This is a genomic window from Tenacibaculum geojense (assembly GCF_042676005.1).
In the GTDB taxonomy this organism is placed as follows: domain Bacteria; phylum Bacteroidota; class Bacteroidia; order Flavobacteriales; family Flavobacteriaceae; genus Polaribacter; species Polaribacter geojense.
On the sequence record NZ_JBHTJR010000031.1, the window covers coordinates 1 to 12,621 of the forward strand.

At 29.8% G+C, this 12,621-nt stretch carries 15 protein-coding genes; 5 read left to right on the plus strand and 10 right to left on the minus strand.

What is annotated here, in order from left to right; all coding sequences use genetic code 11:
* Positions 1-286 precede the first annotated feature (286 nt).
* Positions 287-634: a hypothetical protein gene (locus ACFQ1U_RS06120; RefSeq protein WP_386106399.1), complete on the plus strand. Its 348-nt coding sequence runs from the start codon at positions 287-289 to the stop codon at positions 632-634.
* On the opposite strand, the gene ACFQ1U_RS06125 is transcribed toward ACFQ1U_RS06120, so the two are convergent.
* The 5 genes from ACFQ1U_RS06125 to ACFQ1U_RS06145 all read right to left on the minus strand — a co-directional run bounded on the left by ACFQ1U_RS06125 (position 631) and on the right by ACFQ1U_RS06145 (position 2,859).
* The gene (locus ACFQ1U_RS06125; protein ID WP_386106401.1) at positions 631-1,107 is read right to left on the minus strand and encodes a DUF6428 family protein; all 477 of its coding nucleotides are present in this window, start codon (positions 1,105-1,107) and stop codon (positions 631-633) included. The two genes, ACFQ1U_RS06120 and ACFQ1U_RS06125, sit on opposite strands and share 4 nt — an antisense overlap.
* A 3-nt stretch (positions 1,108-1,110) precedes the next feature.
* On the minus strand, positions 1,111-1,716 hold the full coding sequence (locus tag ACFQ1U_RS06130) for an arsenate-mycothiol transferase ArsC (protein ID WP_386106403.1): 606 nt from the start codon (positions 1,714-1,716) through the stop codon (positions 1,111-1,113).
* Positions 1,717-1,754: 38 nt separating this feature from the next.
* On the minus strand, positions 1,755-2,084 hold the full coding sequence (locus tag ACFQ1U_RS06135) for an ArsR/SmtB family transcription factor (RefSeq protein WP_386106405.1): 330 nt from the start codon (positions 2,082-2,084) through the stop codon (positions 1,755-1,757).
* Positions 2,085-2,152: 68 nt separating this feature from the next.
* Positions 2,153-2,320, minus strand: coding sequence for a hypothetical protein (locus ACFQ1U_RS06140; protein WP_386106407.1), 168 nt, complete (start codon positions 2,318-2,320; stop codon positions 2,153-2,155).
* Between the two features lie 29 nt (positions 2,321-2,349).
* On the minus strand, positions 2,350-2,859 hold the full coding sequence (locus ACFQ1U_RS06145) for a flavodoxin family protein (protein WP_386106409.1): 510 nt from the start codon (positions 2,857-2,859) through the stop codon (positions 2,350-2,352).
* Between the two features lie 141 nt (positions 2,860-3,000).
* Here ACFQ1U_RS06145 and ACFQ1U_RS06150 point away from each other — a divergent pair, with 141 nt between their 5' ends.
* The 4 genes from ACFQ1U_RS06150 to ACFQ1U_RS06165 are packed head-to-tail and all read left to right on the plus strand — an operon-like array spanning position 3,001 to position 8,160.
* Complete coding sequence (locus ACFQ1U_RS06150) at positions 3,001-3,855, plus strand: PPK2 family polyphosphate kinase (RefSeq protein ID WP_386106475.1); 855 nt, start codon at positions 3,001-3,003, stop codon at positions 3,853-3,855.
* Positions 3,856-3,884: 29 nt separating this feature from the next.
* Positions 3,885-4,715 carry an exonuclease domain-containing protein gene (locus ACFQ1U_RS06155; protein ID WP_386106411.1) on the plus strand — a complete coding sequence of 277 codons (831 nt, stop codon included), beginning with the start codon at positions 3,885-3,887 and terminating at the stop codon, positions 4,713-4,715.
* Positions 4,715-5,200: an ABC transporter ATPase gene (locus ACFQ1U_RS06160; RefSeq protein WP_386106413.1), complete on the plus strand. Its 486-nt coding sequence runs from the start codon at positions 4,715-4,717 to the stop codon at positions 5,198-5,200. Before ACFQ1U_RS06155 ends, ACFQ1U_RS06160 begins: the two co-directional genes overlap by 1 nt.
* A gap of 35 nt (positions 5,201-5,235) precedes the next feature.
* The gene (locus ACFQ1U_RS06165; RefSeq protein WP_386106415.1) at positions 5,236-8,160 is read left to right on the plus strand and encodes a glycoside hydrolase family 3 N-terminal domain-containing protein; all 2,925 of its coding nucleotides are present in this window, start codon (positions 5,236-5,238) and stop codon (positions 8,158-8,160) included.
* Here the strand turns inward: ACFQ1U_RS06165 and ACFQ1U_RS06170 are convergent.
* From ACFQ1U_RS06170 to ACFQ1U_RS06190, 5 genes are all read right to left on the minus strand, one after another.
* Entirely contained in the window at positions 8,144-9,184 is a 1,041-nt protein-coding gene (locus tag ACFQ1U_RS06170) for a 1-acyl-sn-glycerol-3-phosphate acyltransferase (RefSeq protein ID WP_386106417.1), read from the minus strand. The genes ACFQ1U_RS06165 and ACFQ1U_RS06170 overlap by 17 nt on opposite strands.
* Positions 9,174-10,091 carry a bile acid:sodium symporter family protein gene (locus tag ACFQ1U_RS06175; RefSeq protein WP_386106419.1) on the minus strand — a complete coding sequence of 306 codons (918 nt, stop codon included), beginning with the start codon at positions 10,089-10,091 and terminating at the stop codon, positions 9,174-9,176. The genes ACFQ1U_RS06170 and ACFQ1U_RS06175 overlap by 11 nt, the downstream gene beginning before the upstream one ends.
* Positions 10,075-10,716 (minus strand): DUF4159 domain-containing protein, encoded by a 642-nt coding sequence (locus ACFQ1U_RS06180; protein ID WP_386106421.1) that lies wholly within the window; start codon positions 10,714-10,716, stop codon positions 10,075-10,077. The genes ACFQ1U_RS06175 and ACFQ1U_RS06180 overlap by 17 nt, the downstream gene beginning before the upstream one ends.
* Before the next feature lie 65 nt (positions 10,717-10,781).
* Entirely contained in the window at positions 10,782-11,492 is a 711-nt protein-coding gene (locus ACFQ1U_RS06185) for a 16S rRNA (uracil(1498)-N(3))-methyltransferase (RefSeq protein WP_386106423.1), read from the minus strand.
* A 1-nt stretch (position 11,493) separates the two neighbouring features.
* Complete coding sequence (locus ACFQ1U_RS06190) at positions 11,494-12,612, minus strand: GTP cyclohydrolase (protein ID WP_386106425.1); 1,119 nt, start codon at positions 12,610-12,612, stop codon at positions 11,494-11,496.
* Between the last annotated feature and the right edge of the window lie 9 nt (positions 12,613-12,621).

A 12,621-nucleotide genomic window follows, 5' to 3' on the forward strand; every position in this document is an offset into this window, starting at 1 on the left:
TTTTCTTGCGTAAACTGTTATTCATAAAATAAGTCTTATTGGTGTAAACTTATTTTAGGACGGGACATTCTTATAAAAAAAAGCAAGAACTTAAAGCGCAAGAGGTTAAAGATAAAGCAATAGAAGAAGCTATTGAAGACATAGAAAATCCAAATTTACCAGAACGATTAAAAAAGCACCCTAATTTTTTTATGAGATGTTTAGGTTGGATTTTATATTCTGTTTGGATGGTAGTTAGTTTAATAGGAGCTTTTTTAGCCTGGTGTATTGCAATGATTGCTGCAGGATGAGAAAATTAACTATATTTTTACTTGTATTTTTTACAGTTGGTTTATCTATTTATACTGCCCAGTTAGTACATATGGTATTGCCTACTGTAGTGAATAATTATGTTAACGACTTTATTATATTACCAATAGTTTTATCATTAGGCTTAATAGCTATTAGAAAATTACGGAATGATGATACTATCACCATCCCGTTATCTTTAATAGTAGCCTTAGCAACAGGTTATGCTATTTATTTTGAATATTTTTTACCAACTTTTTATCCAAGATATACAGCAGATATTATAGATGTATTATTGTATTATGTGAGTGGTATTCTTTTTTTCTTCATACAGAAGAAATTTTAACAGCATCCACCACCAGGAGTACATGTGTTTCCGGATACTTGAATTTCAGATAGTTTTAACTTTGGTTTAGCTACAGGCTCTATACCACATTTATCTTTTGCTAAGCAATCTGTTAATGTAGTAGTAAGTATAAAGTTAGTTCCGTTAAAATCTAAGCCATACTTACCAATTGTATTGCCTTGGTATTCTACCTCAATTTCTAAGTTATCATCCAGTTTTAAAGTTTTTTCAGATAATTCAATAATGTTTACCAGTTTTCCTGGATGTAACCTGTGGTTATAATCATCTGCATTCCAAAGTTGAAAGTTTATAACTTCTTCTTTTCTTACAGTACCACCACAGTCTATAAAATGTTTAGATACTTTTCCTACTTCAGTAACATGAAAATGCTCAGGAACAAGAGATCCGTCTGGTAATTCAAAAGCTATTGTTTTTAAATTTTGTAAATGTTTTTTTATGTCAGATAGTTTCATGGTTTATAAAATTTTAGTTATTATATATTTCATTTCTGTAGCAATTTGAATACTTCTTTCTAAGTATTTCTCTGCTTCTAATTGTGTATTGTCATATAGTTTAGGATCTTCATATGTAATAGCAAATCTTTTATCGCAGCCAGCAACAAAAGGGCAACCTTCATCTGCTTGAGAGCATGTCATGATAGCTATAAAGTTTGAAGACGGATTAAAACAGTGTTCATATCTTTTTGAAAAACCAATAATTGGTAAGCTATTTATATGATTTTTTATGGCAAATACTGTATTGTTTTCGTTTGATAATGCAGTAACCTGAAAACCTTGTTTTTGTAAAAGATCAACTATGGGTTTTGCCATAGCAGTAGCTTCTGTTCCACCAGAATAGGTTCGTATGTTCTTAATATTGAAAAAATCTGCCATGGTTTGCATCCATATTTGACCTAAGTGACTGCGTCTTGAATTATGGGTGCAAATAAAATTCATGTTAATAATCTCTTCTTTAGGTTTTGTTTTCAGGTATTCAATTACATAATTCAATACTTGTTTTCTTTCTTCAGAGATAGTATTGATATCTAGTTGTTTTATAAATTCTTTTAGTTGTGTATTCATATCATCGTAATATTGCGATTAATAATAGTAAATTTTTTTTAACAACAATTTTGGTTTTTATAATTACCGTTAAATAAGTTATTTAATTTCTGTTGAAAATTATTCCATACTTCTACATTGATACAATAACAAACACTAGTGCCTTCTATGGTGCCCTGAATAATTCCAATGTTTTTTAGTTCTTTTAAATGTTGAGAAATGGTAGGCTGTGCCAACCCAATTTCGTTAACTAAATCACCACAAACACAAGTGTTTCTTTTTTGTAATTCTTGTAAAATAGCTATTCTTGCAGGGTGTCCTAAAACTTTTGCAATCATGGCAAGTTCATTTTGCTCCGTACTAAATATTTCTTTTTTTGTTAACCCCATATTTGTTTATTGCAATATTACGATAAATAATTCAAAAAAGGTTTACAATTAATCAGTTTAACAATAAATTAATCGTCATTGTTAATTTCTTTTTGTTCGTTAACCTTTTTAATAATAGCTTTTAAACGTGCTTTGTGTTGCATTTTTTCTTCTCTAAGCTTGTTTTTTTTCTGCTGCATCAACTTAGAGTGTTTTGCTTTATTAACAGTGTTTTTTGCTTTTCCTTTTTTAGGCATTCGTTAATGTTATATGTTTAATTAAATTTTTACTTTTCAAATAGCTTTCTAAATATTTCTATTTGTTTAATAGCTTGTTCATCTAATTTATCAGATGTAAAAAAGGCATGTGTATCACCTAAATATTCCATGCCTAAATATTTAGCACTTTCCATAAAAGGCATTTCAAATCCAGTTCTTCTATCATTTTCAGCAGAATTACTAATCATAGCCATCTTTTTTCCTCTTAATTCTCGTCCTAAGTTTTTATGAATTCTAATTAAGTCAGATAATCGATCAAAAAAGACTTTTAAAATTCCACTCATAGTATACCAATACACAGGTGTTGCAAAGATAATAGTATCATATTTATTAACAATCTCTTCCATTAGTGGTATAAAATCATCTTGGGCATTTTTATATTCATAACTATAATGACCAATCTTTTTGGTGGCTAAATCAATAACATCATAGTTATGATGTTTATTTAATTCGTTAACTACTTTTTGAGTGTTTCCTTTACTTCTTGAACTAGCTTGAATAATAACTGTAGTGTTCATCTGTTTATTTTTGGGTAAAGTTGAAAAGATATTTCAGTTTACGTTATTAAAATTGATTGTTAAAATTGATAAGTCACAAGTAAAAAACAATCAAAAAAAGTATATTTTTTATACATTTATATTATAAATAGAAAAATGACGATGGACATAGAAAAGTACAAGGTTACTCAACCTATAAAACTACAACAAATTCCCACCAAAGAAGTTGTAGAAGATGCGGACAAAAAACTTAAAAAGCTCAGAAAAAAAATTAGTAAACTACAAGATACTATGTATGCAGAAGGTAAGTATGGTATGCTTATTTGTTTACAAGGTATGGATACTGCTGGTAAAGATAGTTTAATTAGAGAGGTTTTTAAAGATGTTAACGCAAGAGGTGTAGTAGTTCATAGTTTTAAAGTGCCAACTGAACTAGAATTAAAGCATGATTTTATGTGGCGTCATTATATTGCACTTCCTGCCAAGGGTAAAATAGGAGTGTTTAATAGAACACATTATGAAAACGTGTTGGTAACTAGAGTACATCCGTCATATATTTTTTCAGAAAATATTCCGTCAGTAACAAGTTTGGATGATTTAGATGATGCTTTTTATCATGATAGAATGGAGCGTATAAATGATTTTGAAAAGCATTGGTCTGCAAACGGAACCATTATTTTAAAGTTCTTTTTAAACATATCTAAAGATGAACAAAAAAACAGATTGTTAAGAAGATTAAACTTACCAGAAAAAAACTGGAAATTTTCTGCTAGCGATTTAAAAGAAAGAAAGTTGTGGGATAAATATCAAGAATGTTATGAAGATTTGTTAAATAGAACATCTACATCTCACGCACCTTGGTACACAATTCCTTCTGATGATAAAGACACTGCTCGGTACATAGTAGCTAAAACAATTTTAGAAACTATGGAACAATATAATTTTAAAGAACCAACTTTAGAAGATGATTTACAAGATCAGTTGCATCAGTTTATAAAAGAGTTGAACAACGAATAAAACAAAAACCAACCCCCAATTTTAGAAACATGGAATTAAACCTAACTAAACCAATCGTATTTTTCGATTTAGAAACTACTGGAATCAACATAGCAACCGATAGAATTGTAGAAATATCTATATTAAAAGTTTTTCCTAACGGCAATAAAGAAAGTAAAACTTGGTTAGTAAATCCAGAGATGCCTATTCCGCCACAAGTAACAGCAGTTCATGGTATTACTGATGACAAAGTAGCCAATGAACCTACTTTTAAAGAATTAGCTCCCAAAGTTAATGAGATGATTAAAGATGCTGATTTGGCAGGCTTTAACTCTAATAGGTTTGATATTCCGTTATTAGCAGAAGAGTTGTTAAGAGCTGGGATTGATTTTGATATGAAACAAAGAAAAGCTGTAGATGTACAGGTAATTTTTCATAAAAAAGAACAAAGAACTTTAAGTGCAGGCTATAAGTTTTACTGCGGAAAGGAATTAGAAGGAGCTCACTCTGCAGAAGCAGATACCATGGCAACCTATGAAATTTTAAAAGCGCAGTTAGACAAATATGATGATATTGAAAATTCAGTAGAAGCATTAAGTCAGTATTCAGCACACACTAAAAGAGCAGATTTTGCAGGTTTTATTTTATTTAATGACAAGCAACAAGAAATTTTTTCGTTTGGTAAATACAAAGGACGAACAGTAGAAGAGGTGCTAACAGAAAATCCAGGATATAATTCATGGATTCAGCAAGCAGATTTTCCGTTGTATACCAAAAAGGTGTTGCGTTTAATTAAAGAAAGAATGTCTGCGCCCAAAGAAGATAATAGAACAGATGAAGAAAAGCTAAAAGCTTTACAACAAAAATTTAATTTACGTTAATGTTTACAGAATATAAAAATTTACCAGATAACTCAAGAGTATGGGTGTATCAAGCAAATAGAGAGCTTACACAAGAAGAAATAGAATATATTAGTGCTAAAGCATTATTATTTATTGATAATTGGACACGTCATGGTGATGATTTAAAAGGATCATTTACTATAAAGTACAACCAATTTTTAGTGTTAGCTGTCGATGAAAGTTTTAATAATGTTTCAGGTTGCTCAATAGATGCTTCCGTACATTTTGTCCAACAATTAGAAAAAGAATTGACGTTGGATTTTACAGATAAAATGAATATTACTTTTAAAGATGGTGATATTATTAATTTAGTAAAATTAGCTGATTTTCAAACGTATGCTCAAGCCAAAAAAATTACAGGAGAAACTATAGTTTTTAATAATATGGTAAATACCAAAGCAGCTTTTGAAAAAGAGTGGGAGGTTCCAGCTAAAAACAGTTGGCACCAACGTTTCTTGGCCTAATAGTTGATTTATTAAAAAAAAATAGAAGAGAGAGAATGCTGAAAAGAATTTTAATCACCATTTTATTATTATTCCCCATTATTAACTCGGCACAAAGTTTAGATCCGTTAAGAGCTAAAGACGCCGAAGCTCAAGAAAAATGGGTGAATTCAATATTAGATTCATTAACTATTGATCAAAAAATAGGTCAGTTGTTTATGATTCAAGCATATTCTAATAAAGATTTTAAACATGAGCAGTACATAGCTGAAATGATTCAGAAGTACCATGTAGGAAATTTAATTTTTATGCAAGGATCACCTTTAGAACAGGTGATGTTAACAAATAAATATCAATCTTTAACACCAAAAGTGCCTTTGTTAATTGGTTTTGATGGTGAATGGGGCTTAGACATGCGTTTAAAGGATTCGTATCGTTTTCCTTGGAATATGACTTTAGGTGCTATTCAAGATGAGGATTTATTAGAAGAGGTTGGTAATAGAATAGGTGAGCATTGTAAACGTGTAGGAATTCACGTGAATTTTGCTCCTGTTGTAGATATTAATACCAATCCTAATAACCCAATTATAGGAAATAGATCTTTTGGGGAGTCTAAAGAAAATGTAGCTCTAAAATCTGTAGCATTTACAAAAGGAATGCAAAAGGCAGGTGTATTAGCCAATGCAAAACATTTTCCTGGGCATGGAGATACAGCAACAGATTCACATCATACATTACCAACTATTAATTTTTCTGAAGAAAGAATAGATACCTTAGAGTTATATCCTTTTAGAAAACAGTTTGATGCTGGTGTTGCTAGTGTTATGACAGCGCATTTAAGTATTCCGAGTTTAGAAAGTAATGATAGATTACCATCTTCTTTATCAAAAAATGTTGTTACCACACTTTTACAAGAAAAATTGGGCTTTTTAGGCCTTGTGTTTACAGATGGTTTAAATATGAAAGGTGCAGCTAATTATTCTTCTCCAGCAGAAATTAACTTGGCAGCTATCATGGCCGGAAATGACGTGTTGCTTATACCTCAAGAAGTTCCGTCAACCATAAAATTAATAAAAGAAGCTTTAGATAAAGGCATTATAACAGAATCGCGAATAAATCATTCTGTAAAAAAAATATTAAAGGCAAAGTATTTGGTTGGATTACATGATTATTTACCCATTGATGAATATCAAGTTATGACTGATATTAATGGAACAAAAGATGAGGTTTTACATAGAAAACTTATTAAAAACTCACTAACTGTTTTAAAAAATACCATTGGTACTTTACCCTTAAGAAATTTAGGTACAAAAAAGATAGCTTACGTAGCTTTGGGAGATGATAAAGGTACTCACTTTGTCAATATGATGAAAAATTACACCGATGTTGATATAGTTTCTGATAAGAATTTATCTGGTTTGCTTAAAAAGTTAAGTAAATATAACATTGTAGTAGTAGGATATCATAAATCGAACAAAAACCCATGGAAATCTTTCAAGTTTTCTAATAAAGATTTGGTTTGGCTTCATGAAATTTCAAGAAATAATAATGTTATTTTAAATGTAATGGCGAGTCCGTATAGTTTGTTACAATTAAAAACATTTAAGAATATAGAAACTTTAATGGTTTCTTATCAGAATAGTAAGTTAGCACAAGAGTTAAGTGCGCAAGCTATTTTTGGTGCATTTCCTATGCAAGGAAAACTTCCAGTTTCTATACAAGACGAATTTGAAGTTGGTGCAGGAATGAAAATTGACGGATTAAAACGTTTACAATATACCATTCCAGAAGAAGTGGGAATGTCTTCAGAAAAAATGAAAGATATAGACCGTTATATCGATACTATTTTAACCAAAAAAATGGCTCCTGGCGGACAAATTTTAGTAGCTAGAAACGGTCACGTGGTTTACAATAAAAGTTTTGGGTATCATACTAATTTAAAAAGAAGAAAAGTTAAGAATTCTGATATTTATGACTTAGCATCTTTAACTAAAATATTAGCATCACTACCTATGGTAATGAAAGCGGAAGAAGATAAAAAGATTTCTATTTACTCAAGTTTACGTGAAATTTTACCTTCATATAAAGACAGTAATAAAGATACTTTAGAAGTTCGTGAAATATTATCTCATTACGCTCGATTAAAATCATGGATTCCTTTTTATAAAAGAACTAAAGATGAAACAACAGGAAAAAACTCTAAAGAATTTTACAGTGCTATAAAAACAAGTAAGTTTAATATTAAGGTAGCTAAAAACTTATATTTAAATGAGATTTATAAAGATTCAATTCATCATTTAGTTAAAGATTCAGAACAGAGTGAACGAATAGGTTATAAATACAGTGATTTAGGATATTATATTATGAAAGAAGTTTTAGAGTATAAATATCATAAACCGTTAAATAAATTGGTAGATGAAACCTTTTATCAATCTTTAGGGTTAAACAGAACCAGTTATTTACCATTAGAAAAATTTAAAAAATATGAAATAGTGCCTACAGAAAAAGATAGTTATTTCAGAAACCAATTAGTACATGGTTATGTTCATGATATGGGTGCTGCAATGTTAGGCGGAGTTGGTGGTCATGCCGGATTGTTTGCTAACGCTAATGATGTAGCTAAAATAATGCAGATGTATCTTCAAGAGGGAACTTATGGAGGTGTTCAATATTTTAAACCAGAAACTGTTCAGAAGTTTAATAAAAGATATTACGCAAATAAAAGAAACCGAAGGGGTTTAGGTTTTGATAAACCTCAAATTAACCCCAGAGAAAAACCAACCTGTGGTTGTGTATCTGATAATAGTTTTGGACATAGCGGTTTTACAGGTACTTATACGTGGGCAGATCCTGATAGTGGAATTGTATATGTTTTTTTATCAAATAGAGTGTATCCAACAATGGATAATAAAGGTTTGGTAAGACAAAATATTAGAACAAAAATTCAAAAAGTTATTCAAGAATCTATCCAGGTTTGGTAGCAGAAAATTTAGTGAAAGTTGCTACTAGAAGTAACGAAATTGAAAAATATAGGTAGGCTGCATTTAAATTAAAAATGTAGCCTATAATAATTGAAACAACTAAGTAGTTCACAAAAACGAACACTAGGTTTACGCTAAACCTAAAAGTATCTAAAAATTCCACTTCATTAATTTTTTTTCGAATTACTTCCCAAAGTATGTATGGGAATAAAGTGTTTATTATAATTAAAAGCTTTAAAAAGCCTAGGCTGTATTGTTTTTTTGGGTTGACTTTGAAAGAACTTTTGGCTATTTGTTGATTAACTTCAGTTACTTTGGTAAAATCAACATTATTTCTAATTAAAGTATTCTCAATTGTTGAATAATTTTCATTGTTAGGAATATGAACAGATAACTTTTGCAAAGCCAAAGAAACTTCCTGTTTAATTTCATTGGCAGACTGATTTGTGTTTTCAGTATTGTAAAATTTATTAGCTAAAATAGGTTTTCCAAAGTTAACAGATGCCGAACTAGGGTAAACAGCGGGGTTTTGATAGGTAATTCCTACAGGAACAATATAAATTTTATGTTGAGGATATTTATCTAAAAAACTAAATACAAAACGCGTAAACCCTTTACTTAAAGGCCTAATGGTTCTTTTTCTTTGATGACTGCCTTCTGGAAAAATCAAAATAGATTTTTTGTAAAGAAATAACTCTTCACAAGCTAAAAATATTTGTTTATTTCTGTCTAATTTACCAATACCATCTCGAATTCGGTAGATAGGCATCATACCTAGTTTTTGAAATATTTTTTTGCTTATCGTGTTAGAAAAAACTGCAGCCTGTACTAAAAAGTAGGTTCTTCTTTTAATATTAGCAGCTATCAATAGAGGGTCTAATAAACCATTTGGGTGATTTGCTGCAAATAAAACAGCCTCATTTTCTGGTATATTTTCTGTACCGTTAACGGTAATCTTTTTAGAATAAAAAAAGAGTCCGCATTTAACAATAACCTTAAACGTATAGTATAAATTAAATTTCATTATTTTGCTGCTTTCTACCCCAAAAAGTTGCTAATAGTATTCCAGAAAAAATATCCCAAACGCCCCAAAAAGCAGCTAATAAAGCCATGCCGCCAAGTCCGTTGAAAAAGTCAAAAATTAATAACAATCCTAAGCCGCTATTTTGGATACCAGTTTCTATAGTTATTGTTTTTCTATCTTGTTTTGTAAGTTTAAAAATACTACTGGTTGTATAGCCAATTACATATGCAAATACATTGTGAAAAATAACTAATAAATAAACAAGGTGAATATAATTTTTAAAAACGCTTATATTGTCATATAAAGCAATTACAATTAAAATTAAAAAGAAGAAAACAGAAAAGGGTCTCAACACTTTATTAATTTTAGTAGCCATTTCTTCATGGTTATGCTTTACAAACATTCCTAAAGCTAAGGGAACTCCTAAAATTAATAATACTAATTTAAACATAGCAAACGGACTCAATGAAACCGTTTTTAAAATTTCATTTGTGGGTTCATATAAACTTCCCCAAAATTGTAAGTTAAACGGGGTTAGAAAAAGGCTTAATAAGGTGGCTAAAGCAGTTAAACTTACGGATAAAGCAGCATTTCCATTAGCCATTTTGCTAAAAAAGTTAGAAACATTACCGCCAGGACAAGCAGCAACCATCATCATACCTAATGCAAAACTAGGATGAGGTTTTATTAGGTAAATAGCGATAAATGTTAAAAATGGAAGAAAAATAAATTGTGATAAAACTCCAACCAATACTATTTTAGGGTTTTTAGCTAATCGTTTAAAATCATCAATTTTTATATCCAAAGCAACACCAAACATAATTATTGCTAAAGCAATGTTTAACATCCATAAAGATTCAGTGTCAAAATTTATTTTAATAGTATCTATATCAATGTTTAAAAGCATATTCAATAATATTAGATCCCATTTTTAGTGCTTTTTCTCTTATTTCTTTAGGGTTATTATGAACTGCTTGATCTTCCCAACCATCATTTAAATCACTTTCATAATCATAAAAAAGAACGAGTCTATTTTCATAAAATATACCAAATCCTTGTGGTGGTTTTTTATCATGTTCATGAATTTTAGGTAACCCGTTTGGAAATTTAAAAGTTTGATTGTAAATAGGATGATTTGCAGGAATTTCTTTTAGTTCTAACGTAGGAAACACTTTTTTTAACTCACGTCTAAAGTAATTATCCATACCATAGTTGTCAGAAACATGTAAAAAACCACCAGATTTAAGATAATTTCTAAGATTTTCAGCTGCATCGTCATCAAAATATACATTACCATGCCCCGTCATAAAAACAATAGGATAGTTAAACAAATCTTCATCGTTAGGTTTAACTGATGGTATAGTATTATCTATTTTTGTGCGAGTATTACTATTGGTAAAAGCTACTAAATTTTTAAGCGCAGTAGGGTTGGCATACCAATCACCACCGCCACCGTAATGTAATACTGCAATTTGTTGTGCACAAAATGAATGTATACAAAACAATATTAGTAGAATGCTTAACTTTTTCATTGGTTAATTGTATAAGATAACAAGCAAGATACTAAATGTAAAATAGGTCAGCAAATAAACTATCTTTACTCATTTACAAAAGAAACACTGTGGGTTGCTACCAATGCAGCAGTCTCTGTTCTTAACCTACTTTTACCTAAGGTTATTGGTATAAAGTTTTTTTGAATACTTTTTTTAATTTCTTCGGAAGAAAAATCACCTTCTGGACCAATTAAAATTACTAAGTTTTTATGTGAAGAAGCAACCTTTTTTAGTGATAGTTTTTCTTCATTTTCACAATGTGCAATACAAGTTGTAGCACCATCAAAATCTTGAAGAATAAAATCAGAAAATTTCACAGCATCATTAAGTTTAGGTAATGTAAACTTTAGTGATTGCTTCATAGCAGATTGAATAATTTTTTCTAACCTGTCTTTTTTTACAACCTTTCTTTCAGAATTCTGACAAATTATAGGTGTAATTTCATCAATACCTATTTCGGTAGCTTTTTCTAAAAACCATTCTAACCGATCATTGCTTTTAGTAGGAGCAATGGCAATATGTAAATGATAATTCCATTCTTTTGCCTTGTAAGTAGCATTGGTTATAACGGCTACACATTTTTTGTCATTAGGTATGCTAATTTCAGCAGTAAATAAATAACCAACACCGTTGGTGATGTGCAATATATCACCTTCTTTTTTTCTTAATACTCTAACAATATGTCTACTTTCATCTTTATCAAAAAGTATTTGTTGTGTATCGGTGTTAATATTTGGGTTGTAAAATAACTGCATACTAAATATCTAACTTATATGTTTTTCTTCTTTTAATAGTTTCAGAACCAAAATTTTTCCAAATTTTTCTAATAGCATCATTATTTGCTAGTTCTGGAGTTCTTATACAATCTTGAATATTTTTATCTTTCAACGTATTAAAAAACAAATCAAAAATAATGGCAGTAACCCCTTTGTTTTGATAGTCAGGATGTACCCCAATTAAGTAAAAGGTTACATTTTTTGGTTTTTTTCGTGCTTTTAATAAATGAAAAATTCCGAAAGGAAACAATTTACCTTTTGCTTTTTGCATTGCTTCCGAAAAGGAAGGCATTATAATGGCAAAGGCAATTATTTTATGATTTTCATCAACAACAAATTTTATAAATTCTGGATTGATAAAATTGATGTATTTCTTTTTAAAATAAGCAACTTGTGCGTCAGAAATAGGAACGAACGTAGATAGTTTGGCATATGATTGACTAAATAATTCAAACATTTCATCAACATAAGGCATAATATCTTTAGACTTGGTAAAGTTTAAAGGTGTTAGGTTGTAACGTTTTTGTATTAAGTTACTCGCCTTGATGTATTTTTCCATATTTTTTCTAGGAAACGGAAATTTACTTTCTACGTATTCTTTTTCTTGAATAAAGCCTAATTGCTCTAAATGATCTTTGTAGTACGGATGATTATACCATGTTATCATGGTACCAATATGGTCAAAGCCTTCGGTTAAAACTCCTGTTTTATCTAAATTACTAAAACCAACGGGACCTTCTACATAACTTAGGTTATGTTCTTTACCAATCTCAATTACTTTATCAATTAATGCTTTGGTAACCTCTACATCATCAATAACATCAAACCAGCCAAATCGCATTTTTTTTATGCCTTGTTTTTCGGTTTCGTATTTATTAATAATTGCAGCAACTCTACCAACTATTTTATTATTTTTTTTGGCTACAAAAAAACGAGCAATGGCATGCTCAAAAACTGGGTTTTTAGTTTTATCAAAACTTTCCATTTCATCTACAATGATTGGGGGTACCCAATAAGGATTGTTTTTATATAATGAAAAAGGAAATGTAACAAACTGTTTCATTTCCTTTTTAGTGTGTATTTCTTGTAACTGTATCATACAGCAAAA

Excerpts from the sequence above, each read along its gene's own strand:
- ACFQ1U_RS06135 (WP_386106405.1), bottom strand. The coding sequence starts at position 2,084 with ATGGGGTTAACAAAAAAAGAAATATTTAGTACGGAGCAAAATGAACTT.
- ACFQ1U_RS06180 (WP_386106421.1), bottom strand. The coding sequence starts at position 10,716 with ATGAAAAAGTTAAGCATTCTACTAATATTGTTTTGTATACATTCATTT.
- ACFQ1U_RS06120 (WP_386106399.1), top strand. The coding sequence starts at position 287 with ATGAGAAAATTAACTATATTTTTACTTGTATTTTTTACAGTTGGTTTA.
- ACFQ1U_RS06160 (WP_386106413.1), top strand. The coding sequence starts at position 4,715 with ATGTTTACAGAATATAAAAATTTACCAGATAACTCAAGAGTATGGGTG.
- ACFQ1U_RS06185 (WP_386106423.1), bottom strand. The coding sequence starts at position 11,492 with ATGCAGTTATTTTACAACCCAAATATTAACACCGATACACAACAAATA.
- ACFQ1U_RS06150 (WP_386106475.1), top strand. The coding sequence starts at position 3,001 with ATGGACATAGAAAAGTACAAGGTTACTCAACCTATAAAACTACAACAA.
- ACFQ1U_RS06155 (WP_386106411.1), top strand. The coding sequence starts at position 3,885 with ATGGAATTAAACCTAACTAAACCAATCGTATTTTTCGATTTAGAAACT.
- ACFQ1U_RS06175 (WP_386106419.1), bottom strand. The coding sequence starts at position 10,091 with ATGCTTTTAAACATTGATATAGATACTATTAAAATAAATTTTGACACT.
- ACFQ1U_RS06145 (WP_386106409.1), bottom strand. The coding sequence starts at position 2,859 with ATGAACACTACAGTTATTATTCAAGCTAGTTCAAGAAGTAAAGGAAAC.
- ACFQ1U_RS06170 (WP_386106417.1), bottom strand. The coding sequence starts at position 9,184 with ATGAAATTTAATTTATACTATACGTTTAAGGTTATTGTTAAATGCGGA.
- ACFQ1U_RS06165 (WP_386106415.1), top strand. The coding sequence starts at position 5,236 with ATGCTGAAAAGAATTTTAATCACCATTTTATTATTATTCCCCATTATT.
- ACFQ1U_RS06190 (WP_386106425.1), bottom strand. The coding sequence starts at position 12,612 with ATGATACAGTTACAAGAAATACACACTAAAAAGGAAATGAAACAGTTT.
- ACFQ1U_RS06130 (WP_386106403.1), bottom strand. The coding sequence starts at position 1,716 with ATGAATACACAACTAAAAGAATTTATAAAACAACTAGATATCAATACT.
- ACFQ1U_RS06125 (WP_386106401.1), bottom strand. The coding sequence starts at position 1,107 with ATGAAACTATCTGACATAAAAAAACATTTACAAAATTTAAAAACAATA.
- ACFQ1U_RS06140 (WP_386106407.1), bottom strand. The coding sequence starts at position 2,320 with ATGCCTAAAAAAGGAAAAGCAAAAAACACTGTTAATAAAGCAAAACAC.